Here is a 21,636-nt window from a genome sequence, read left to right on the forward strand (position 1 = left end):
ATGGCTAATCTGCGTATCGCGCTGGTGGCCGGTGAAGCTTCCGGCGACATTCTGGGCGCAGGCCTGATGCGGGCCCTCAAGGCCCAGCATCCTGCGGTGGAGTTCATTGGCGTGGGTGGCCCACTCATGCAGGCCGAAGGTCTGACTTCCTACTTTCCCATGGAGCGCCTCTCGGTCATGGGGCTGGTGGAAGTATTAGGCCGTCTGCGTGAGCTGTTGGCGCGGCGTAAGCTACTGATTCAGACACTGATCGAAGAAAGGCCTGACGTTTTTATCGGAATCGACGCGCCGGACTTCACCCTCAATATCGAACTCAAGTTGCGTCAGGCCGGTATCAAGACCGTGCATTACGTCAGCCCGTCCGTGTGGGCGTGGCGTCAGAAGCGCGTGCTGAAGATCCGTGAAGGCTGCGACTTGATGCTGACCTTGTTGCCATTCGAGGCCAGGTTCTACGAAGAGAAGGGCGTGCCGGTGCGGTTTGTCGGGCACACGCTGGCCGACACCATTCCGTTGCAAGCGGACCGCGCTGCCGCGCGTGCCGAACTGGGCTTGCCCGACGGCCCGCTCGTAGCGCTGATGCCGGGCAGTCGAGGTGGCGAAGTCGGTCGCCTGGCCAGCGTGTTTTTCGATGCGGCCGAACGCCTTCAATCCATGAAGCCTGGTATTCGCTTCGTCTTGCCGTGCGCCAGTCCGCAACGGCGTGCACAAATCGAGACGCTGCTTGAGGGGCGCAATCTGCCGTTGACCTTGCTCGACGGCAAGTCGCACCTGGCCCTCGCAGCCTGTGATGCGGTACTGATCGCCTCGGGCACAGCGACCCTGGAGGCGCTGCTGTACAAGCGCCCAATGGTCGTGGCCTATCGTCTGGCGCCGCTGACGTTCTGGATTCTGAAGCGCATGGTCAAAAGCCCTTACATTTCCTTGCCCAACTTGCTGGCCCAGCGCTTGCTGGTGCCTGAGTTGTTGCAGGACGATGCAACGCCTGAAGCGCTGGCGCAAACGCTACTGCCGTTGATCGACGGCGGTGAAGAGCAGACCCGAGGGTTTGACGATATCCACCGCACTTTGCGCCGTGACGCGTCGAACCAGGCGGCTGACGCCGTATTGACCTTGATCGGCCAAAAACAGGACGCTTTATGACAACGCAAATGGGCCTGGACTTCAGCCTGGTCGCCGAAGCTCACGCGCTGGTCGCCGGTGTTGACGAAGTAGGGCGCGGCCCGCTGTGTGGCGCCGTCGTGACGGCGGCGGTGATTCTCGACCCGAACCGCCCGATTCTCGGCCTCAACGACTCGAAAAAACTCACCGAAGCGCGCCGTGAAAAGCTCTACGACGAGATTTGCGAAAAAGCCCTGAGCTGGCATATCGCCCGTGCCGAAGTCGAAGAGATCGACGAGTTGAATATTCTCCATGCGACCATGCTGGCCATGCAGCGCGCGGTGGAAGGCCTGCACATCACCCCTAAACTGGCGATGATCGATGGCAACCGCTGCCCTAAATTGACGATGCCGTCAGAAGCCGTGGTCAAGGGTGACAGCAAGGTGCCGGCCATCGCCGCCGCGTCGATCCTGGCCAAGGTCAGCCGTGACCGTGAAATGGCTGCTTTCGAATTGATCTACCCCGGCTACGGTATCGGAGGCCATAAAGGCTACCCGACCCCCGTTCATCTGGAAGCCCTGGCTCGTCTGGGCCCGACGCCGATCCATCGGCGCTCGTTCGCCCCGGTTCGCCTGGCTTACGAGGCGCGGGAAAGCCTCAGCGAGGTTTAGTCGCGAGGCTGATGTTTTTGCCAAGGCCCGGTACAATCCGGCCTTTAAAGCGCAGTAGCTTTAAATGCCGGATTTCCGGGCTTTGTTGTTTCTACGTTTAAGACAGGATCACTATGCCGGCTTCATTCGTTCACCTACGCCTGCACACTGAATACTCCCTGGTCGACGGCCTGGTACGGATCAAGCCCCTGGTCAAAACCCTGGTGGGCATGAATATGCCTGCGGTCGCGGTTACCGATCAGAACAACATGTGTTCCCTGGTCAAGTTCTACAAGAACGCCATGGGCGCCGGCATCAAGCCCATTTGCGGCGCCGACCTGTGGCTGTCCAACAAAGACCCGGATAACCCCCTGAGCCGCATCAGCCTGCTGGCGATGAACGGCGTGGGTTATCGCAACCTCACTGAACTGATTTCCCGCGGCTTTATCGACGGCCAACGTAACGGCTCGATCATTATCGAGCGCGAGTGGGTGGCCGAAGCGAGCGAGGGCGTGATCATGCTCTCGGCAGCCAAAGAGGGTGAGATCGGTATCGCGTTGCTGGGCGGCAACCCGCAGGAAGCCGAGGTGCTGGCCCGCGAGTGGATGCAGGTGTTCCCGGACCGCTTCTATCTGGAAGTCCAGCGCACCAATCGCCCCAATGATGAAGAGCACCTGCACGCTGCCGTGGCCCTGGCTGACAAGCTGGGCGCGCCGCTGGTCGCAACCAACGATGTGCGTTTTATCAAGAAGGAAGATTTCGAGGCCCACGAAACCCGCGTGTGCATCGGCGAAGGCCGCGCTCTGGATGACCCGCGTCGTTCGAAGAACTACAGCGAGGAGCAGTACCTCAAAAGCGCCGACGAGATGGCCGAGTTGTTCAGCGACCTGCCCGAAGCCCTGGAAAACTCCGTCGAGATCGCCAAGCGCTGCAACATCGAAGTGAAGCTGGGCAAGCACTTCCTACCCAACTTTCCGATTCCCGATGGCATGACCATCGATGAGTACTTCCGCAAGGTATCGTTCGATGGCCTGGAGGAACGTCTATCCGTTCTGTTGCCCAAGGACACCACCGAAGACTACGACGCCAAGCGCCAGGTCTACGTTGATCGGCTGAATTTCGAGCTGGATATCATCATCCAGATGGGCTTCCCCGGTTACTTCCTGATCGTTATGGACTTTATCCAGTGGGCCAAAAGCAACGGCGTACCGGTAGGTCCTGGCCGAGGGTCGGGTGCTGGTTCGCTGGTGGCCTATGTGCAAAAGATTACCGACCTCGACCCGCTGGAATATGACCTGCTGTTCGAACGGTTCCTGAACCCGGAGCGGGTTTCCATGCCCGACTTCGACGTCGACTTCTGCATGGACGGTCGCGACCGTGTCATTGAGTACGTGGCTGAGAAATACGGCCGCAACGCTGTAAGCCAGATCATCACCTTTGGTTCGATGGCGGCGAAAGCGGTAATCCGAGACGTGGCTCGAGTGCAAGGCAAGTCCTACGGCCTGGCGGATCGCCTGTCGAAGATGATCCCGTTCGAAGTCGGCATGACCCTGGAAAAAGCCTACGAGCAGGAAGAAATCCTGCGTGACTTCATCAAGGTCGATGAAGAAGCCGCTGAAATCTGGGACATGGCACGCAAACTCGAAGGCGTGGTGCGTAACGTCGGGAAACACGCCGGTGGTGTGGTCATCGCGCCGACCAAGCTGACCGACTTTTCGCCGATCTATTGCGATGAAGAAGGCGGCGGCCTGGTAACCCAGTTCGACAAGGATGACGTGGAGGCGGCCGGCCTGGTGAAGTTCGACTTCCTTGGCCTGCGGACCCTGACCATCATCGACTGGGCGCTCAAGACGATTAACCGCGAGCGCGCGAAGGTTAACGAAGAACCGCTGGATATCGCGTTTATCCCGCTCGACGACAAGCCTACCTACCAGTTGCTGCAAAAAGCCGAAACCACGGCGGTGTTCCAGCTTGAGTCGCGCGGCATGAAAGAGCTGATCAAAAAGCTCAAGCCCGACTGCCTGGAAGACTTGATCGCACTGGTGGCGCTGTTCCGTCCAGGCCCACTGCAATCGGGCATGGTGGACGACTTCATCAACCGTAAGCACGGCCGCGCCGAGCTGGCGTATCCGCACTCCGACTACCAGTACGAAGGCCTCAAGCCGGTACTGGCGCCGACCTACGGCATCATCCTGTATCAGGAACAGGTGATGCAGATTGCCCAGGTCATGGCCGGTTACACCCTCGGTGGTGCGGACATGCTGCGTCGCGCCATGGGTAAGAAAAAACCCGAGGAAATGGCCAAGCAGCGTGGCGGTTTCATTGAAGGTTGCGCCACCAACAATATCGACGCCGACCTCGCCGGTAACATTTTCGACCTGGTGGAAAAATTCGCCGGTTATGGCTTCAACAAATCCCACTCCGCCGCCTACGGCCTGGTCTCGTACCAGACCGCGTGGCTGAAAGCCCACTACCCGGCGCCGTTCATGGCCGCGGTACTCTCGGCGGATATGCACAACACCGACAAGGTCGTGACCTTGATCGAGGAAGTGCGCACGATGAAACTGCGCCTCGACGCACCGGACGTGAACGCCTCGGAGTTCAAGTTCACGGTGAACGACGAAGGCCGCATCATCTACGGCCTGGGCGCGATCAAAGGTGTGGGCGAAGGCCCGGTGGAGGCAATCACCGAGGCGCGCCAGGATGGGCCGTTCAAGGACCTGTTCGATTTCTGTGCGCGGGTTGACCTCAAACGCATCAACAAGCGCACCCTCGATGGCTTGATCCGCAGCGGCGCACTCGATCGTCTCGGCCCGTACTTCCATGATGAGCCGAAGGCTTATCAGGCCAACATCGACCGCAACCGTGCGGTGCTGCTGACCGCCATGGAAGAAGCGATCAAGGCCGCCGAACAGACTGCCCGCACTCACGACAGCGGCCACGCCGACCTGTTTGGCGGGTTGTTCGTCGAAGCAGACGCGGACGTGTACGCCAACCACCGCAAGGCCAAGGAGCTGACCCTCAAGGAACGGCTCAAGGGCGAGAAAGACACCCTGGGCCTGTACCTCACCGGTCACCCGATTGACGAGTACGAAGGCGAAATCCGCCGTTTCGCCCGTCAGCGCATCATCGACCTGAAACCGGCACGGGACACCCAGACCGTCGCCGGCATGATCATCGCCCTGCGGGTGATGAAAAATAAGAAGGGCGACAAGATGGGCTTTATCACCCTCGATGACCGCTCGGGCCGGATCGAGGCGTCGCTGTTTGCCGATGCCTTCCACTCCGCCCAGTCGTTGCTGCAGACCGACGCCATGGTGGTGGTGGAAGGGGAGGTCAGCAACGACGACTTCTCCGGTGGCCTGCGCCTGCGGATCAAAAGGGTGATGAGCATGGAAGATGCGCGTACCAATTTGGCGGAAAGCCTGCGTTTGAAGGTCAAGACCGAAGCCCTCAAAGGCGATCAGCTACGCTGGTTGGGTGACCTGCTCAAACGCCACCGCGGCGCGTGCCCGGTGACCATGGAGTACACCGGCAATGATGCCAAGGCCATGCTGCAGTTTGGGGAGACGTGGCGAATTGATCCCGCTGATGGCTTGATTCAAGCTTTGCGTGACCAGTTCGGGCGAGACAACGTCTTCCTCCAATACCGTTGACGGTCAGATACGTCTGATCTCGACTGAACATTTAATCTCGACCTAAACGCGCCTCTCCCTTAAGGTAGGGCGCGAATAGACAACCGGCTGGCCAGGCACCCCTTGGCCGTCGACCCAAGACGGACGCTTATGAACCCGAATTTTCTTGATTTCGAACAGCCGATCGCTGACCTGCAAGCCAAGATCGAAGAACTGCGCCTGGTCGGCAATGACAATTCGCTGAACATCGGCGATGAGATCGCTCGCCTGCAAGACAAGAGCAGCACGCTCACCGAAGACATCTTCGGCAAGCTGACCAGCTGGCAGATCGCGCGTCTGGCTCGCCACCCGCGCCGTCCCTACACCCTGGACTACATTCAGCACATCTTCACCGAGTTCGACGAGCTGCACGGCGACCGCCACTTCTCCGACGACGCGGCCATCGTGGGCGGTATTGCTCGCCTGGACGACCAGCCGGTAATGGTCATTGGTCACCAGAAAGGCCGCGAAGTGCGCGAGAAGGTACGCCGCAACTTCGGCATGCCGCGCCCTGAGGGCTACCGCAAGGCCTGCCGCCTGATGGAAATGGCCGAGCGTTTCAAAATGCCGATCCTGACCTTCATCGACACCCCGGGTGCCTACCCAGGTATCGACGCCGAGGAGCGCAACCAGAGCGAAGCGATCGCCTGGAACCTGCGCGTGATGGCCCGCCTGAAAACCCCGATCATCGCCACCGTGATTGGTGAAGGTGGTTCCGGCGGTGCACTGGCCATCGGTGTTTGCGACCAGTTGAACATGCTGCAATATTCGACCTACGCGGTGATCTCGCCGGAAGGTTGCGCTTCGATTCTGTGGAAAACCGCCGAAAAAGCGCCGGACGCTGCCGAAGCCATGGGTATCACTGCCGATCGCCTGAAAGGCTTGGGCATCGTTGATAAAGTCATCGCCGAGCCATTGGGCGGCGCTCACCGTGACCCGGCTGCGGCTGCGGCGACCATCCGCGCTGAACTGGGCTCGCAACTGGCGATGCTCAAGAAGTTCGATAACGAGGCGCTGCTGGCCCGTCGTTATGAGCGCCTGATGAGCTACGGTCTCTGATCAAACACTGATCTGGCAGACAATGCAGTACTAATGTGGGAGCGGGCTTGTGTGGGAGCTGGCTTGCCTGCGATAGCATCAACTCGGTGTAACAAATAACCCGAGTTGCCTGCATCGCGGGCAAGCCCTGCTCCCACACAAGCCCGCTCCCACATTTGCTTTGTGTATGCTTGGCTACCGTATTCCAGTTCTGCGCCGGTATTTTTGATGACCCCAACTCTACCCGCCAAACTCCTGCAAACCCTGGCCCCGTGGCGAAACGCCCCGGCCTGGCATATCGCGTTCTCCGGTGGACTCGACTCCACCGTCCTGCTGCACCTTCTAGTCACCCAGGCAAACACCGAAACCCTTCCACCGCTCAGCGCCATCCATGTCCACCATGGCCTGCAAGCTGCCGCCGACGCCTGGCCCGGCCATTGCCAAACGGTATGTGACGGCCTAGGCGTGCCCTTGCGGGTGATGCGTGTGCAAGTGCAATCGGGCGCCAGCCTTGAGCGAGCGGCGCGTGATGCGCGTTATCAGGCGTTTACCGAGGTAACCGGGGCGGGGGAAGTGTTGCTCACCGGCCAGCACCGCGACGATCAGGCTGAAACCCTATTGTTTCGCCTGCTGCGCGGGGCCGGCGTGCGAGGGTTGGCGGCAATGCCCGTGCATCGCCCGTTGGCGGATGGACATTTGGTGCGACCCTTGCTGGATGTCTCGCGTGCTGAGTTGGAGGCCTACGCCCACCAACACCAGTTGACGTGGATAGAAGACCCTTCCAACACCGATTCCCGGTTTTCCCGCAATTACCTGCGCCATCGTGTTGTCCCGGTGCTGGCGGAGCGTTGGCCTCAAGCGGTCGCAAGCCTGGCCCGCACTGCTGAACACCTCAGCGAAGCCCAAGGCCTGCTGGACGAATTGGCATTGATGGACCTGCAAGCCGCCGACCAACCCTCGTCATTTCTCTGGTTGTCCTTGCCGTCGTTGGCCCTTGCGCCGTTACGCGAGCTTTCCGATGCCCGTCAGCGCAATGCCCTGCGCCACTGGCTGAACCCTCTTACTCGTTTACCCGACAGTGACCACTGGGCCAGCTGGTATTCCCTGCGCGACGCCAAGGGCGACGCGCAACCGCAGTGGTGCCTGGCCGACGGCCAGCTGCATCGTTGTGGCGAGCGCATTTGGTGGCTGCCTTCCGCGTGGTCGGAATTTTCCGGCACGTCAGTGAGCTGGTCGCAGCCGCAAAACCCTCTAGAGTTACCTGGCAATGGCCAGCTGAGATTTGCCGGCAAGGCCCCAACAGGCCCATTGGTGATCCGTTATCGTCAGGGCGGCGAAATCATTGACGTGCCAGGCCGAGGCCGGCGTGACCTTAAGCGTTTGCTTAACGAATGCGGGCTGCCGGGCTTCATGCGTGGCAGATTGCCGCTGCTCTACCAAGGCGAGCAATTGCTGGCTGTCCCCAGCCTTGCGGGGTTATGGGTGACATCGCCTGGCGACTGGCAATTACATTGGATGCCACAGAGATGCGATCAAGGTTTGAGCTGATAGAGCCTTTCCGGTAGACTACGCTCCCTTCTTGATACAACTTCTGTGGATTCGACTGAATCGCAGCAGTTGCCGATTACCAAGCAGTCTTTGCTGGGCGATTCCAAAAAATGTGTAGCGATCAACGTACCGGTGTTTCATTGCTGGTCTGTCACAACGCGGCGGTTTTTTTGAAAGGTGCACTGTGATTAATGCAGGTGATCGGGGGCTTCGGCCTTCCTTCGCTTTCCCCGGCGGCTCGGACCGCTTTAACGCAGACTTCTAGGGTTTTTCATGACGCGCTACATATTCGTCACGGGCGGTGTTGTTTCTTCATTGGGGAAAGGCATTGCCTCCGCTTCATTGGCGGCCATCCTGGAGGCGCGGGGACTTAAGGTCACCATGCTCAAGCTGGACCCGTACATTAACGTTGACCCGGGCACCATGAGCCCGTTCCAGCACGGTGAAGTGTTCGTCACACACGACGGCGCCGAGACCGACCTGGACCTGGGCCACTACGAGCGGTTCATCCGCACGACCATGACCCAGAACAACAACTTCACCACCGGCCGTGTCTACGAGCACGTGCTGCGCAAGGAGCGCCGTGGTGACTACCTGGGTGCAACCATCCAGGTGATCCCGCACATCACCGACGAAATCAAGCGCCGCATCATCAAGGGTGCAGGCGATGCCGACGTGGCGATGGTCGAGATCGGTGGCACCGTAGGTGACATCGAATCCCAGCCGTTCCTCGAAGCCATACGCCAGTTGCGTTTCGAAGTCGGCGCCAAGCGCGCGATGCTGATGCACCTGACGCTGGTGCCCTACATCGCTACCGCCGGTGAAACCAAAACCAAGCCAACCCAGCACTCGGTCAAGGAACTGCGTTCCATCGGCCTGCAGCCGGACGTGCTGGTGTGCCGCTCCGATCACCCGATCGACATTTCCTCGCGTCGCAAGATCGCGCAGTTCACCAACGTTGAAGAGCGTGCGGTGATTGCCCTGGAAGACGCCGACACTATCTACAAGATCCCGGGCATCCTGCATTCGCAAGGCCTGGATGATTTTGTGGTCGAGCGTTTCGGCCTGCAGTGCAACGGCGCGGACCTGTCCGAGTGGGAAGCTGTGGTTGATGCCAAGCTCAACCCTGAGCACGAAGTCACCATCGCCATGGTCGGCAAGTACATGGAGCTGCTGGACGCGTACAAGTCGCTGATCGAAGCGATGAGCCACGCCGGTATCAGTAACCGTACCAAGGTCAACCTGCGCTACATCGATTCCGAAGACATCGAGAACCAGGGCACCGCCCTGCTCGAAGGCGTTGACGCGATCCTCGTTCCCGGCGGTTTCGGCCTGCGTGGCGTGGAAGGCAAGATCACCGCTGTGCAGTACGCGCGTGAAAACAAGGTGCCGTACCTGGGTATCTGCCTGGGCATGCAAGTGGCCGTTATCGAGTTCGCCCGCAACGTGCTGGGCTGGAAAGACGCCAACTCCACCGAGTTCGATCACGCCAGCGGCCACCCAGTCGTAGGCCTGATCACCGAGTGGGAAGATGCCACCGGCGCTGTTGAGACCCGTACTGAAAGCTCCGACCTGGGCGGCACCATGCGCCTTGGCGCGCAAGACTGCCTGCTGGAGCCGGGCTCGCTGGTTCACGATTGCTACGGCAAGGATGTGATCGTCGAGCGTCACCGTCACCGCTACGAAGTGAACAACAACCTGCTGCCGCAGATCAAAGAAGCCGGCCTGAAAGTCTCTGGTCGCTCCGGTGATGGCAAGCTGGTGGAAGTGGTCGAGGCGCCGGATCATCCGTGGTTCGTGGCGTGCCAGTTCCACCCTGAGTTCACCTCGACCCCGCGCGACGGTCACCCGTTGTTCACCGGTTTCGTTAAAGCAGCACTGACGCAACATCAGAAGAAGGCGTAAACCTGATGGCCCAGAAGATCATTCGCGTAGGCGACATCGAGATTGCCAACGACAAGCCCATGGTGCTGTTCGGCGGCATGAACGTGCTGGAAAGCCGCGACATGGCGATGCAGGTCTGTGAAGAGTACGTCAAGGTGACCGAGAAACTCGGTATCCCTTACGTGTTCAAGGCCAGCTTCGACAAGGCCAACCGTTCGTCCGTGACCTCCTATCGCGGCCCAGGCCTTGAAGAAGGCATGCGGATCTTCCAGGACATCAAGCAAGCCTTCGGCGTGCCGATCATCACCGACGTCCACGAGCCTGAACAGGCTGCCGTGGTCGCCGAGGTGTGCGACATCATCCAGCTGCCGGCCTTCCTGTCGCGCCAGACCGACCTTGTGGTCGCCATGGCCAAGACCGGCGCTGTGATCAATATCAAGAAAGCCCAGTTCCTCGCGCCTCAGGAAATGAAACATATCCTGAGCAAGTGCGTGGAAGCGGGTAACGACCAGTTGATCCTCTGCGAGCGTGGTTCGAGCTTCGGCTACAACAACCTCGTGGTGGATATGCTCGGTTTCGGCATCATGAAGCAGTTCGAATACCCGGTGTTCTTCGACGTGACCCACGCGCTGCAAATGCCCGGTGGTCGTGCCGATTCCGCTGGCGGGCGGCGTGCCCAGGTACTGGACCTGGCCAAGGCCGGCATCAGCCAGTCTTTGGCGGGCCTGTTCCTGGAAGCCCACCCGGACCCGGACAACGCCAAATGCGACGGTCCCTGCGCCCTGCGCCTGGACAAGCTGGAGCCATTCCTGGCCCAGCTCAAGCAGTTGGACGAACTGGTCAAGAGTTTTCCGACGGTAGAGACCGCGTAAGCGCCATTTCTCCGGTAGACTTTCCCTCGCTTTACGCTCAGGCCTGCGGGCCTGAGCCTTGTCGCCTGCAAGCCTGCCCCGTTGTTCCACCCTTGCGGTCGGTCAAAAGATTTCCTTCAGCTGCGTCGTTTTCGTCAACTTTGGAGTGTTTACAACAATGGCAAAAATCGTCGACATCAAAGGTCGTGAAGTTCTCGACTCCCGTGGCAACCCCACCGTCGAAGCCGACGTGCTTCTCGATAACGGCATCATCGGCAGCGCCTGCGCGCCGTCCGGTGCTTCTACCGGTTCGCGCGAAGCGCTGGAACTGCGTGATGGCGACAAGAGCCGTTACCTGGGCAAAGGTGTACTCAAGGCTGTAGCCAACATCAACGGCCCGATCCGTGACCTGTTGCTGGGCAAGGACCCGCTGGACCAGAAAGCCCTGGACCACGCGATGATCAAGCTCGACGGCACCGAAAACAAAGGCAGCCTGGGCGCCAACGCCATCCTCGCCGTGTCCCTGGCCGCTGCCAAGGCCGCCGCACAGGATCAGGACCTGCCGCTGTACGCCCACATCGCCAACTTGAACGGCACTCCGGGTGTGTACTCGATGCCGGTGCCGATGATGAACATCATCAACGGTGGCGAGCACGCTGATAACAACGTCGACATCCAGGAATTCATGGTGCAGCCGGTTGGCGCCAAGACCTTCTCCGAAGGCTTGCGCATGGGCACCGAGATTTTCCATCACCTCAAAGCTGTGTTGAAGGCCCGTGGCCTGAGCACCGCTGTGGGTGACGAAGGGGGTTTCGCACCGAACCTGGCGTCCAACGAAGATGCACTGAAAGTGATCTCCGAAGCCGTGGCCAACGCTGGCTACAAGCTGGGCACCGACGTGACCCTGGCCCTGGACTGCGCCGCGAGCGAGTTCTACGAGGACGGTAAATACAACCTGGCCGGCGAAGGCCATGTGTTCACCTCCGAAGGGTTTGCTGACTACCTCAAAGGCCTGACCGAGCGCTACCCGATCATCTCGATCGAAGATGGCCTGGACGAGTCTGACTGGGCGGGCTGGAAAGTCCTCACCGACAAGATCGGCGAGAAAATCCAACTGGTCGGCGACGACCTGTTCGTGACCAACACCAAGATCCTGAAAGAAGGCATCGACAAGAAGATCGCCAACTCGATCCTGATCAAGTTCAACCAGATCGGCACCCTGACCGAAACCCTGGAAGCCATCCAGATGGCCAAGGCTGCGGGCTACACCGCCGTGATCTCGCACCGCTCCGGCGAAACCGAAGATTCGACCATTGCCGACCTGGCAGTGGGCACCTCGGCCGGCCAGATCAAGACCGGTTCCCTGTGCCGTTCCGACCGCGTTTCCAAGTACAACCAATTGCTGCGTATCGAAGAGCAACTGGCAGGTAAAGCCAAGTACAACGGTCGCAGCGAGTTTCGCGGCTGAGTGTTAAATGGTAAAAAGTCGACGGGTTGCGTCGGAAAAATCTCGATAGAGTGAATTTCGACGCTAATCTGATGGCTATCAAGCACAAGCCTGGTTCATCCAGGCTTCGTGCTATCAGTTGCTTCAAAAGTTTTGCATGGCTGTCTTTTTTTACTGGATACCCGGATTTCGATGCGCAGTCCCAATTGGTTGTTCCTCGTCTTGCTCTTATTGCTGGCTGGCCTGCAGTACCGCCTATGGGTCGGTAATGGCAGCTTTGCGCAGGTGAAAGAGCTGACCCAGCAAATTGCCGATCAGCACGCCGAAAACGAAATCCTGCTGGAGCGCAATCGCGTCCTCGATGCCGAAGTGCTTGAGCTGAAAAAAGGTACGGAGACCGTTGAAGAGCGGGCTCGTCATGAATTGGGCATGGTCAAGGAGGGCGAAACCCTCTACCAGTTGGCCCAATGAATCAGTCTTTACCGGCCTTCTGGGCCGTGATTCCTGCCGCGGGCGTCGGTGCCCGTATGGCCGCGGACCGTCCCAAGCAGTACCTGCAACTGGGCGGGCGCACTATTCTCGAACACAGCCTCGGCTGTTTTCTCGATCATCCTGGCCTCAAGGGGCTGGTGATCAGTCTTGCGGTAGATGACCCCTATTGGCCAAGCCTGTCGAGTGCCAACGACTCTCGCATTGTGCGCGCGGACGGCGGCGACGAGCGCTCGGGTTCAGTACTCAATGCGTTGTTGCAACTCAATGCACTCGGCGCCAGCGATGACGACTGGGTGCTGGTGCACGATGCCGCGCGCCCTAACCTGAGCCGTGATGACCTCGACAAGCTGTTGGCGGAACTCGCGGATGATCCGGTCGGCGGCTTGCTCGCCGTACCGGCGCGCGACACCCTCAAGCGTGTCGACAAGCACGGCCGCGTGGTGGAAACCGTGGATCGCAGCCTGATCTGGCAGGCGTACACGCCGCAGATGTTCCGCCTGGGCGCCTTGCACCGTGCCTTGGCCGACAGCCTGGTCGCAGACGCAGTGATCACCGACGAAGCTTCGGCCATGGAATGGTCTGGCCAGGCACCACGCCTGATCGAAGGGCGCGCGGACAACATCAAGGTCACTCGTCCCGAAGACCTGGAGTGGCTCAGGTTGCGGTGGGCGAACCGCAGATAGTCAGTGACACCGCGTCGACTTCATCGCAGGCAAGCCAGCTCCCACAGTTGAAATGCAATTCCCTGTGGGAGTCGAGCTTGCCCGCGATGAGGCCCGAACAGTCGCCCCAAATTACGCGCTGTACTCCGGCCGCTCAGCCAACCCCTCCTTCAAAAAATCCACCAGCTTCCTGACTTTCGGCGACAAATGCCGTTGCTGCGGATACAACGCCCACACCGCCGTGTTCGGCGGCTGATTCGCTTCCAGTAACGACACCAGCGCACCACTGTGCAGATGCTCCAGCACGTAATAGTCCGGCAACTGGCATAACCCTACGCCTTGCAATGCGGCATCCAGTACCGCTTGCCCACTGTTGCAGCGCCAGTTGCCTTGCACCCGCTGGGAAAATTCGCGCCCATCCTGCGCCAGTTGCCAAATGTCCGAGCTACCAATCAGGCAGTTATGCCGACTTAATTCCGACAAACTATGTGGCCGACCATACCGAGCCAGGTAGGACGGCGACGCGCACAGGTACATGCGTCGAGGCGCCAGGCGACTGGCTACCATGCGCGAGTCTTGCAGGCGACCCAGCCGGATCGCCAGGTCCAGGCCTTCATGCACCAAATCCAACTGGCGATTGCTCAGCTCGATGTCCACGCGCAATTGCGGATAGAGCCCCATGAATCGCGTGACCAACGGCACGATAAAGCGCTCGCCGTACGCCACCGCACAGGTCATGCGCAACATGCCCTTGGGTTCGCTGGTGAGGTCGCCCACCGCGCGCAAGGCTTCTTCGCGACCGTCCTGCAAGCGCTGGCAGTGCTGCAGGAAGGTCTGGCCGGCTTCGGTCAGGGTCACCTTGCGCGTGCTTCGATACAGCAGCCGCGTTTGCAGCCGTTCTTCCAGGCGCGCCACTTGCCGGCTGATGTGCGACGACGAAACCCCCAGCCGCTCGGCCGCCGCTGTGAATTGGCTGCATTCGGCCACGGCGACGAACTCATCGATGCCTTCCCAGCGGTTTTCCAACATGTTGATTATCCCTGTACAGCAATAAAGTTTTGCTTTTGCCTGAATTATTAATCACTCAGCCATGTTTTACACTCACTGCCTCAGTTTTTAACTCCCTGGAGAAACCCGGATGATCAAGTCCCGCGCTGCCGTAGCCTTCGAAGCGAAAAAGCCCCTTGAGATCGTTGAAGTGGATGTCGCCATGCCCAAGGCCGGCGAGGTGCTGCTGCGGGTGGTCGCGTCCGGCGTGTGCCATACCGATGCCTACACCTTGTCGGGCGCCGACCCGGAAGGCATTTTCCCGTCGATCCTTGGCCATGAAGGCGGTGCGGTGGTTGAAGCGATCGGCGAGGGCGTGACCTCGGTCGCTGTCGGCGACCACGTGATCCCGCTGTACACCCCGGAGTGCGGGAAGTGCAAATTCTGCCTGTCGGGCAAGACCAACTTGTGCCAGGCCATCCGCTCCACCCAAGGCAAAGGCCTGATGCCCGATGGCACCACGCGCTTCTCCTATAAGGGTCAGCCGATTTTCCACTACATGGGTACCTCGACGTTCTCCGAGTACACCGTGCTGCCGGAAATTTCCGTCGCCAAAATCCCTAAAGAAGCGCCGCTGGAAAAAGTCTGCCTGCTGGGCTGCGGCGTCACCACCGGCATCGGTGCCGTGATCAACACGGCCAAGGTCAAGCCAGGTGACACCGTGGCGATCTTCGGTCTGGGCGGCATCGGCCTGTCGGCGGTCATCGGTGCGGTCAAAGCCAAGGCGGGTCGCATCATCGCCATCGACATCAACCCGGCCAAGTTCGAAATCGCCAAGCAACTGGGCGCCACCGATTGCATCAACCCGAAAGACTACGATCGCCCAATTCAGGACGTGATTGTCGACTTGACCGACGGCGGCGTGGACTTTTCCTTCGAGTGCATCGGCAATGTGCAACTGATGCGTGCCGCTCTGGAGTGCTGCCACAAGGGTTGGGGCGAGTCGGTGATCATCGGCGTTGCGGGTGCCGGCCAGGAAATCGCCACTCGCCCATTCCAACTGGTGACCGGTCGCGTCTGGCGCGGTTCGGCGTTCGGCGGCGTGCGCGGTCGTACTGAGTTGCCAAGCTACGTGGAAATGGCCCAGACCGGCGAGATCCCGCTGGACACGTTCATCACCCACACCATGGGCCTGGAAGACATCAACAAAGCGTTTGATCTGATGCATGAAGGCAAGAGCATTCGTACCGTCATCCACTTTTGAGGTCGGCCATGAGTCTGGAAAACCTGTCGTGCCAGAAGAGCTTCGGCGGCTGGCATAAACGCTACAAGCATCATTCCGATGTACTCGGTTGCGATATGACGTTTGCCGTCTACCTGCCGCCGCAAGCGGAGCAGGGTGGCACGTTACCGGTGCTGTATTGGCTGTCCGGGTTGACCTGCACCGACGAGAACTTCATGCAGAAGGCCGGCGCCCATCGGATAGCCGCCGAACTGGGGTTGATCATCGTCGCGCCGGACACCAGCCCCCGCGGGCCAGGTGTACCGGGCGACCCGGATAACGCGTGGGATTTCGGCCTGGGTGCGGGTTTCTACCTGAATGCCACCCAGGAACCTTGGGCCAAGCACTATCGGATGCATGACTACGTGGTGCAGGAATTGCCGGCGTTGGTTGAAGCGCATTTCCCTGCGTCGGATAAGCGCGGCATCAGCGGCCATTCAATGGGCGGCCATGGTGCGTTGGTGTGTGCCCTGCGCAACCCTGGACGTTACCAATCGGTGTCGGCATTTTCGCCGATCAACAACCCGATGGACTGCCCATGGGGCCAGAAAGCCTTTTCCCGTTATTTGGGCGAAGAGCGCTCGAAATGGCGCGAGTGGGATGCCTGCGTACTGATCAGCGAAGCCTCGGAAAAGCTGCCACTGTTGGTCGACCAAGGTGATCGCGATGATTTCCTGGCCGTGCAACTCAAGCCTGAAGCTTTGCAACAGGCGGCCAAGGCGGCCAACCATCCACTCGAACTGCGCCTGCAGCCGGGTTATGACCACAGCTACTTCTTTATCGCCAGCTTCATCGAAGACCATTTGCGACACCATGGTCGTGCTTTGCTCGGTTAATGTGAGGCAAAAGTAGGTAGAATCACGCCCTGAATTAAATCGGGGCGTTTTTTTATGCGTATTGGCCACGGCTACGATGTGCACCGTTTCGCTGAAGGCGATTTCATCACCCTGGGCGGCGTGCGCATTGCACACCACCATGGGTTGTTGGCTCATTCCGACGGCGACGTTGTGCTGCATGCCTTGAGCGATGCTTTGCTCGGCGCGGCCGCGTTGGGTGATATCGGCAAACACTTTCCGGACACCGACCCTTCCTTCAAGGGCGCGGACAGCCGTGTGTTGCTGCGCCATGTGGTCGGCCTGATCCACGCCAAGGGTTGGAAAGTCGGCAACGTCGATAACACCATCGTGGCCCAGGCGCCGAAAATGGCGCCCCACATTGAGTCGATGCGCGCACTGATTGCCGCGGACCTGCAAATTGAATTGGATCAAGTGAACGTGAAAGCCACCACCACCGAAAAGCTCGGGTTTACCGGTCGTGAAGAGGGCATCGCGGTGCACTCCGTCGCCTTGTTGCTGCGCGCATGAACGACCTGGAACTGTTGGGCCCGCGGGCCTATGGCGAGGCGCTGGGCAGCGCGGTCCTGAAGGCTACGGCGGAAGATTTCCAGGTCGACGAAGTGCTCGATATCCCGCTGACCGGCGACGGTGAGCACCTGTGGCTGTGGGTTGAAAAGCGTGGCCTGAATACCGAAGAAGCTGCACGGCGAATCGCCAAGGCCGCTGGCGTGCCGTTGCGCACCGTCAGCTATGCCGGGCTCAAGGACCGCCAGGCGTTGACCCGCCAGTGGTTCAGCGTGCAACTGCCAGGCAAGGCCGACCCGGACATGAGCGGTGCGGAAAACGACACCCTCAAGATCCTTAAAAGCGCCCGCCACAAGCGCAAGCTGCAACGCGGTGCGCATGCGGCCAACGGCTTTACCCTGCGCCTCACCCAGTTGGTCGGGGACACCGCCGCTATCGACGCGCGTTTGCAGCTGATTGCCCAGCACGGCATTCCTAATTATTTCGGCACCCAGCGCTTTGGCCACAACGGTGGCAACGTGGTGGACGCCCGTGCATGGGCGGCGCGCAAGGCCTTGCCTGAACAGCGCAATGTGCGTTCGCGGTTGCTGTCCACCGCGCGTAGCTTTCTGTTCAACAAAGTGTTGGCCGCGCGTGTCGCCGACGGCTCCTGGCAGCGTGCCCAGGTGGGCGACCTGTTGGCGTTTACCGACAGCCGCAGTTTTTTCCCGGCGGGGGAGGCTGAATGCAGCGACCCACGCCTGGCGATTCTGGACCTGCACCCGACCGGGCCGCAGTGGGGCGAGGGTGATTCGCCGGCGACCGGTGCAACCCATGCGCTGGAACAGGCGGTCGCCGCCAGCGAAGCCGACCTGCGCGATTGGCTGGTGAATGCCGGTATGAGCCAGGAACGTCGCATTCTTCGACTGCCCATTGGCGGGTTGACGTGGCATTATCCCGGTCCTGACATTCTGCAATTGGAATTCGTCCTGCCGGCCGGATGCTTCGCCACTGTGTTGGTGCGCGAGCTTGTTGATCTGGTGTCGGTGGGGCCGACGGACAACCCATGCGTATTCTGATATCAAACGATGACGGTGCCACCGCACCCGGTCTTGCCGCGCTTTATGCAGCGCTGGAAGATTACGCCGAGTGCGTGGTGGTTGCCCCGGACCAGGACAAGAGCGGCGCCAGCAGTTCGCTGACGCTCGACCGTCCGTTGCACCCGCACGTTCTGGCTAATGGCTTTATCAGTGTGAACGGTACTCCTACCGATTGCGTGCACCTGGCAATCAACAGTTTGTTGGAGCAGGAGCCCGACCTGGTGGTATCGGGCATCAACCTCGGCGCCAACCTGGGCGATGACGTGTTGTATTCCGGTACCGTGGCGGCAGCCCTTGAGGGGCGATTCCTGGGCCGCACCTCGTTCGCCTTCTCGTTTGCCTCACGGCAATTGGATAACCTGGCGACGGCGGCGTACTTCGCGCGCAAGCTGGTGGAAGCCCACGGTTCGCTGGACTTGCCGCCGCGTACGGTGCTCAACGTCAACATTCCCAATTTGCCCCTCGACCATATTCGCGGCATCCAGCTGACGCGCCTGGGCCATCGTGCCCGGGCGGCGGCGCCATTGAAAGTGGTCGATCCGCGTGGCAAGGAAGGCTATTGGATCGCCGCAGCGGGTGACGCCGAGGACGGTGGGCCGGGCACGGACTTTCATGCGGTGATGCAAGGTTATGTTTCGATTACCCCGTTGCAGCTTGATCGCACCTTCAGTGATGCCTTCAGTAGTCTGGATGGCTGGCTCGAGGGGCTGCGTTGATGGCGCGTGAACAAGACGACCTGTTGCGCCGTGGCATCGGGATGACCTCCCAGCGTACCCGCGAGCGTTTGATCCAGCGCCTGTACGAAGAAGGGCTGTCCAACGCCCAGGTGCTGGAAGTCATCCGGCGCACGCCGCGGCACCTGTTTGTCGATGAGGCCCTGGCCCATCGTGCCTATGAAGACACCGCGTTGCCGATTGGCCACAACCAGACCATCTCGCAGCCTTATATGGTCGCGCGCATGAGTGAACTGCTGCTGGCGGCTGGGCCGTTGGACAAGGTGCTGGAGATCGGCACCGGTTCGGGTTACCAGACTGCGGTGCTGTCGCAACTGGTGGAACGGGTGTTCTCGGTGGAGCGCATCAAGGTCCTGCAGGATCGCGCCAAGGAGCGCCTGGTGGAGCTCAACCTGCGCAACGTGGTGTTCCGTTGGGGCGATGGTTGGGAAGGTTGGCCTGCGCTGGCGCCTTATAACGGCATTATCGTCACGGCCGTCGCGACTGACGTACCGCAAGCGTTGCTCGATCAACTGGCGCCTGGCGGGCGGTTGGTCATCCCGGTGGGCTCCGGCGAAGTGCAACAATTGATGCTCATTATCCGGGAGGAAGAAGGCTTTTCCCGGCATGTGCTGGGCGCTGTGCGCTTCGTACCGTTGCTCAATGGCCCGCTGGCCTGATCATTTATTCGCAAACAGTGAATTCTGTGGGTGGGGATGTGTCTTACAGCGGGGCTTATAGAGTCAACATGATTGGAAACCGTGATTAAACATGATGAATTTTTCGTTTCAGTCGTGTGCCGGTAAAAAGCCAATGCCCAGTTATACTTGCGTCATATTTCAAGCCTGATACAGGCGTTCATGTTCAGCCACCACAAAGGGAGCGGCGGGTGAGTCTCACAGGTCTTGCGCAGCGTATGAGTAAAACAAGCTTTCAGCGACTGGTGCTTGGCCTTGTCTTGAGTTCCTTGTTGGCGGGTTGCTCAAGCTCCCCATCCAGCAGCGCTCGGGTTGTCGACCGAAACAGTGCCGTGCCGCAAAAGCCGACGGTCACCACCGGGCAATATGTAGTGCGAAAGGGGGACACGATGTTCTCGATCGCCTTCCGTTATGGGTGGGATTACAAGGCGCTCGCAGCGCGTAACAATATTCCTGTTCCCTATACGATACATCCGGGGCAAACCATCCGCTTCGATGGGCGCACGGGTTCAACGCCTACGGCAGTTGTGACAAATTCCGGATCTTCGCCGTCGTCTTCGAGCAGGACGACCATCATCACCCGGCCTGCAGGCACCGCCACGTCTACGGTCGCGAGCAAGCCGGCACCCGCGCCGTTGCCGCCTGCGGGGCCTGCTCCGACTGGTTGGGGATGGCCTTCAAACGGTGTATTGATTGGAAAATTCTCTTCAAACGGTAGTTTGAATAAAGGCATTGATATCGCCGGGGATTTGGGACAGCCTGTTTTAGCTGCGTCTGATGGGACAGTGGTTTACGCCGGGAGTGGTTTACGGGGCTACGGCGAACTGGTCATCATCAAACACAGCGATACCTACGTCAGTGCTTACGGTCACAACCGTAGGCTGTTGGTTCGGGAGGGGCAGCAGGTCAAAGTCGGACAGACAATTGCCGAAATGGGGTCAACTGGTACAGACCGGGTGAAACTGCACTTTGAGATTCGCCGCCAAGGGAAACCTGTAGATCCGCTGCAATTCCTACCCCGTCGTTGATGTGTTGCACAGCCTGTTCCCTCGCGTAGAAGGAACAGGCTCCAGCGTTGCCAAGGATATAGGCGTCGCTCGAGCTTGAGGTCGAACTCACCAAAGGACTATAACAATGGCTCTCAGTAAAGAAGCGCCGGAGTTTGACATCGACGATGAGGTTCTCCTTGAAATGGAGATACTCACCGATAAGGAATCGATGTCGAATGATGAAGGGTCTGCTACACCTTCAGTTCGCACCAAATCCAAGAACGCCACCGCGTTAAAGCAACACAAGTACATTGACTACACGCGGGCGCTCGACGCAACGCAGTTGTACCTCAATGAGATCGGCTTTTCCCCTCTGCTGACTCCCGAAGAAGAAGTCCATTTTGCGCGCTTGTCGCAAAAGGGTGATCCGGCTGGGCGCAAGCGCATGATTGAAAGTAACCTGCGGCTGGTGGTGAAAATCGCCCGGCGTTATGTCAATCGTGGTCTGTCCCTGTTGGACCTGATCGAAGAGGGCAACCTGGGCTTGATCCGGGCGGTGGAGAAGTTCGACCCTGAGCGGGGCTTCCGCTTTTCAACTTATGCCACCTGGTGGATCCGCCAGACCATCGAACGGGCGATCATGAATCAGACCCGTACGATTCGGTTGCCGATCCATGTGGTCAAAGAGCTCAACGTCTACCTGCGGGCGGCGCGTGAGCTCACACAAAAACTCGATCATGAACCTTCGCCTGAAGAAATCGCCAACCTGCTGGAAAAACCGGTGGGGGAGGTCAAGCGCATGCTTGGCTTGAATGAGCGTGTGTCTTCGGTCGACGTCTCGCTGGGTCCGGATTCGGATAAAACCCTGCTGGACACCCTGACGGATGATCGCCCGACGGATCCTTGCGAGCTGTTGCAGGACGATGATCTTTCCCAAAGCATTGACCAGTGGCTGTCTGAACTCACGGATAAGCAGCGTGAAGTGGTGATTCGCCGCTTCGGCCTGCGTGGCCATGAGAGCAGCACCCTGGAGGATGTAGGCCTGGAAATTGGCCTGACCCGTGAGCGGGTGCGGCAGATCCAGGTAGAGGGCCTCAAGCGCTTGCGTGAGATCCTCGAGAAGAATGGCTTGTCGAGTGAGTCGCTGTTCCAGTAAAGACGCTATACGAAATGTGGGAGTAGG

The 21,636-nt window shown here is 59.7% G+C and carries 19 protein-coding genes; 18 read left to right on the forward strand and 1 reads right to left on the reverse strand.

Going from position 1 to position 21,636, the window contains the following annotated elements; genetic code table 11:
- The 10 genes from lpxB (at position 1) to ispD (ending at position 13,365) form a co-directional block, all read left to right on the forward strand.
- Complete coding sequence (lpxB, locus tag ACLBW8_RS13225; RefSeq protein WP_064451159.1) at positions 1 to 1,140, forward strand: lipid-A-disaccharide synthase; 1,140 nt, start codon at positions 1 to 3, stop codon at positions 1,138 to 1,140.
- Positions 1,137 to 1,769: a ribonuclease HII gene (gene rnhB, locus ACLBW8_RS13230; RefSeq protein ID WP_064451160.1), complete on the forward strand. Its 633-nt coding sequence runs from the start codon at positions 1,137 to 1,139 to the stop codon at positions 1,767 to 1,769. The genes lpxB and rnhB overlap by 4 nt, the downstream gene beginning before the upstream one ends.
- Before the next feature lie 113 nt (positions 1,770 to 1,882).
- Entirely contained in the window at positions 1,883 to 5,404 is a 3,522-nt protein-coding gene (gene dnaE / locus ACLBW8_RS13235; RefSeq protein WP_064451161.1) for a DNA polymerase III subunit alpha, read from the forward strand.
- A 129-nt stretch (positions 5,405 to 5,533) separates the two neighbouring features.
- Complete coding sequence (locus tag ACLBW8_RS13240; RefSeq protein ID WP_064451162.1) at positions 5,534 to 6,481, forward strand: acetyl-CoA carboxylase carboxyltransferase subunit alpha; 948 nt, start codon at positions 5,534 to 5,536, stop codon at positions 6,479 to 6,481.
- Between the two features lie 207 nt (positions 6,482 to 6,688).
- Positions 6,689 to 8,008: a tRNA lysidine(34) synthetase TilS gene (gene tilS, locus ACLBW8_RS13245; protein WP_447805543.1), complete on the forward strand. Its 1,320-nt coding sequence runs from the start codon at positions 6,689 to 6,691 to the stop codon at positions 8,006 to 8,008.
- Positions 8,009 to 8,281: 273 nt separating this feature from the next.
- The gene (locus tag ACLBW8_RS13250; protein ID WP_064451164.1) at positions 8,282 to 9,913 is read left to right on the forward strand and encodes a CTP synthase; all 1,632 of its coding nucleotides are present in this window, start codon (positions 8,282 to 8,284) and stop codon (positions 9,911 to 9,913) included.
- A gap of 5 nt (positions 9,914 to 9,918) precedes the next feature.
- On the forward strand, positions 9,919 to 10,764 hold the full coding sequence (kdsA, locus tag ACLBW8_RS13255) for a 3-deoxy-8-phosphooctulonate synthase (protein ID WP_064451165.1): 846 nt from the start codon (positions 9,919 to 9,921) through the stop codon (positions 10,762 to 10,764).
- Positions 10,765 to 10,921: 157 nt separating this feature from the next.
- The gene (gene eno, locus ACLBW8_RS13260) at positions 10,922 to 12,211 is read left to right on the forward strand and encodes a phosphopyruvate hydratase (RefSeq protein ID WP_064451166.1); all 1,290 of its coding nucleotides are present in this window, start codon (positions 10,922 to 10,924) and stop codon (positions 12,209 to 12,211) included.
- Between the two features lie 171 nt (positions 12,212 to 12,382).
- Positions 12,383 to 12,661: a cell division protein FtsB gene (gene ftsB / locus ACLBW8_RS13265; protein ID WP_058412406.1), complete on the forward strand. Its 279-nt coding sequence runs from the start codon at positions 12,383 to 12,385 to the stop codon at positions 12,659 to 12,661.
- On the forward strand, positions 12,658 to 13,365 hold the full coding sequence (gene ispD, locus ACLBW8_RS13270) for a 2-C-methyl-D-erythritol 4-phosphate cytidylyltransferase (RefSeq protein WP_064451167.1): 708 nt from the start codon (positions 12,658 to 12,660) through the stop codon (positions 13,363 to 13,365). The genes ftsB and ispD overlap by 4 nt, the downstream gene beginning before the upstream one ends.
- 111 nt (positions 13,366 to 13,476) lie before the next feature.
- Here the strand turns inward: ispD and ACLBW8_RS13275 are convergent, their stop codons facing one another.
- Entirely contained in the window at positions 13,477 to 14,373 is an 897-nt protein-coding gene (locus ACLBW8_RS13275) for a LysR substrate-binding domain-containing protein (RefSeq protein ID WP_064451168.1), read from the reverse strand.
- Positions 14,374 to 14,482: 109 nt separating this feature from the next.
- Between ACLBW8_RS13275 and ACLBW8_RS13280 the strand changes: the two genes are divergently transcribed.
- From ACLBW8_RS13280 to rpoS, 8 genes are all read left to right on the forward strand, one after another.
- Positions 14,483 to 15,595, forward strand: coding sequence for an S-(hydroxymethyl)glutathione dehydrogenase/class III alcohol dehydrogenase (locus ACLBW8_RS13280; RefSeq protein WP_025855143.1), 1,113 nt, complete (start codon positions 14,483 to 14,485; stop codon positions 15,593 to 15,595).
- A gap of 8 nt (positions 15,596 to 15,603) precedes the next feature.
- Positions 15,604 to 16,449: an S-formylglutathione hydrolase gene (gene fghA, locus ACLBW8_RS13285; RefSeq protein WP_447805544.1), complete on the forward strand. Its 846-nt coding sequence runs from the start codon at positions 15,604 to 15,606 to the stop codon at positions 16,447 to 16,449.
- Positions 16,450 to 16,503: 54 nt separating this feature from the next.
- Positions 16,504 to 16,977 carry a 2-C-methyl-D-erythritol 2,4-cyclodiphosphate synthase gene (ispF, locus tag ACLBW8_RS13290; RefSeq protein ID WP_064451170.1) on the forward strand — a complete coding sequence of 158 codons (474 nt, stop codon included), beginning with the start codon at positions 16,504 to 16,506 and terminating at the stop codon, positions 16,975 to 16,977.
- Entirely contained in the window at positions 16,974 to 18,032 is a 1,059-nt protein-coding gene (truD, locus tag ACLBW8_RS13295) for a tRNA pseudouridine(13) synthase TruD (protein WP_262667229.1), read from the forward strand. Before ispF ends, truD begins: the two co-directional genes overlap by 4 nt.
- A complete protein-coding gene (gene surE / locus ACLBW8_RS13300) occupies positions 18,020 to 18,769 on the forward strand; it encodes a 5'/3'-nucleotidase SurE (RefSeq protein WP_069552039.1) in 750 nt (249 codons plus the stop codon). Before truD ends, surE begins: the two co-directional genes overlap by 13 nt.
- A gap of 41 nt (positions 18,770 to 18,810) precedes the next feature.
- Positions 18,811 to 19,446 (forward strand): protein-L-isoaspartate(D-aspartate) O-methyltransferase, encoded by a 636-nt coding sequence (locus ACLBW8_RS13305; RefSeq protein WP_010176736.1) that lies wholly within the window; start codon positions 18,811 to 18,813, stop codon positions 19,444 to 19,446.
- Between the two features lie 209 nt (positions 19,447 to 19,655).
- Entirely contained in the window at positions 19,656 to 20,492 is an 837-nt protein-coding gene (locus ACLBW8_RS13310) for a peptidoglycan DD-metalloendopeptidase family protein (protein ID WP_447805545.1), read from the forward strand.
- Positions 20,493 to 20,598: 106 nt separating this feature from the next.
- The gene (gene rpoS / locus ACLBW8_RS13315) at positions 20,599 to 21,609 is read left to right on the forward strand and encodes an RNA polymerase sigma factor RpoS (protein ID WP_064451173.1); all 1,011 of its coding nucleotides are present in this window, start codon (positions 20,599 to 20,601) and stop codon (positions 21,607 to 21,609) included.
- The last annotated feature ends 27 nt before the right edge of the window (positions 21,610 to 21,636 follow it).

The organism is Pseudomonas sp. M5A4_2d, assembly GCF_053345295.1.

What these genes read in the sequence shown, in the direction of transcription:
- lpxB (WP_064451159.1), top strand. Translation starts at nt 1, where the DNA reads ATGGCTAATCTGCGTATCGCGCTGGTGGCCGGTGAAGCTTCCGGCGAC.
- rnhB (WP_064451160.1), top strand. Translation starts at nt 1,137, where the DNA reads ATGACAACGCAAATGGGCCTGGACTTCAGCCTGGTCGCCGAAGCTCAC.
- dnaE (WP_064451161.1), top strand. Translation starts at nt 1,883, where the DNA reads ATGCCGGCTTCATTCGTTCACCTACGCCTGCACACTGAATACTCCCTG.
- ACLBW8_RS13240 (WP_064451162.1), top strand. Translation starts at nt 5,534, where the DNA reads ATGAACCCGAATTTTCTTGATTTCGAACAGCCGATCGCTGACCTGCAA.
- tilS (WP_447805543.1), top strand. Translation starts at nt 6,689, where the DNA reads ATGACCCCAACTCTACCCGCCAAACTCCTGCAAACCCTGGCCCCGTGG.
- ACLBW8_RS13250 (WP_064451164.1), top strand. Translation starts at nt 8,282, where the DNA reads ATGACGCGCTACATATTCGTCACGGGCGGTGTTGTTTCTTCATTGGGG.
- kdsA (WP_064451165.1), top strand. Translation starts at nt 9,919, where the DNA reads ATGGCCCAGAAGATCATTCGCGTAGGCGACATCGAGATTGCCAACGAC.
- eno (WP_064451166.1), top strand. Translation starts at nt 10,922, where the DNA reads ATGGCAAAAATCGTCGACATCAAAGGTCGTGAAGTTCTCGACTCCCGT.
- ftsB (WP_058412406.1), top strand. Translation starts at nt 12,383, where the DNA reads ATGCGCAGTCCCAATTGGTTGTTCCTCGTCTTGCTCTTATTGCTGGCT.
- ispD (WP_064451167.1), top strand. Translation starts at nt 12,658, where the DNA reads ATGAATCAGTCTTTACCGGCCTTCTGGGCCGTGATTCCTGCCGCGGGC.
- ACLBW8_RS13275 (WP_064451168.1), bottom strand. Translation starts at nt 14,373, where the DNA reads ATGTTGGAAAACCGCTGGGAAGGCATCGATGAGTTCGTCGCCGTGGCC.
- ACLBW8_RS13280 (WP_025855143.1), top strand. Translation starts at nt 14,483, where the DNA reads ATGATCAAGTCCCGCGCTGCCGTAGCCTTCGAAGCGAAAAAGCCCCTT.
- fghA (WP_447805544.1), top strand. Translation starts at nt 15,604, where the DNA reads ATGAGTCTGGAAAACCTGTCGTGCCAGAAGAGCTTCGGCGGCTGGCAT.
- ispF (WP_064451170.1), top strand. Translation starts at nt 16,504, where the DNA reads ATGCGTATTGGCCACGGCTACGATGTGCACCGTTTCGCTGAAGGCGAT.
- truD (WP_262667229.1), top strand. Translation starts at nt 16,974, where the DNA reads ATGAACGACCTGGAACTGTTGGGCCCGCGGGCCTATGGCGAGGCGCTG.
- surE (WP_069552039.1), top strand. Translation starts at nt 18,020, where the DNA reads ATGCGTATTCTGATATCAAACGATGACGGTGCCACCGCACCCGGTCTT.
- ACLBW8_RS13305 (WP_010176736.1), top strand. Translation starts at nt 18,811, where the DNA reads ATGACCTCCCAGCGTACCCGCGAGCGTTTGATCCAGCGCCTGTACGAA.
- rpoS (WP_064451173.1), top strand. Translation starts at nt 20,599, where the DNA reads ATGGCTCTCAGTAAAGAAGCGCCGGAGTTTGACATCGACGATGAGGTT.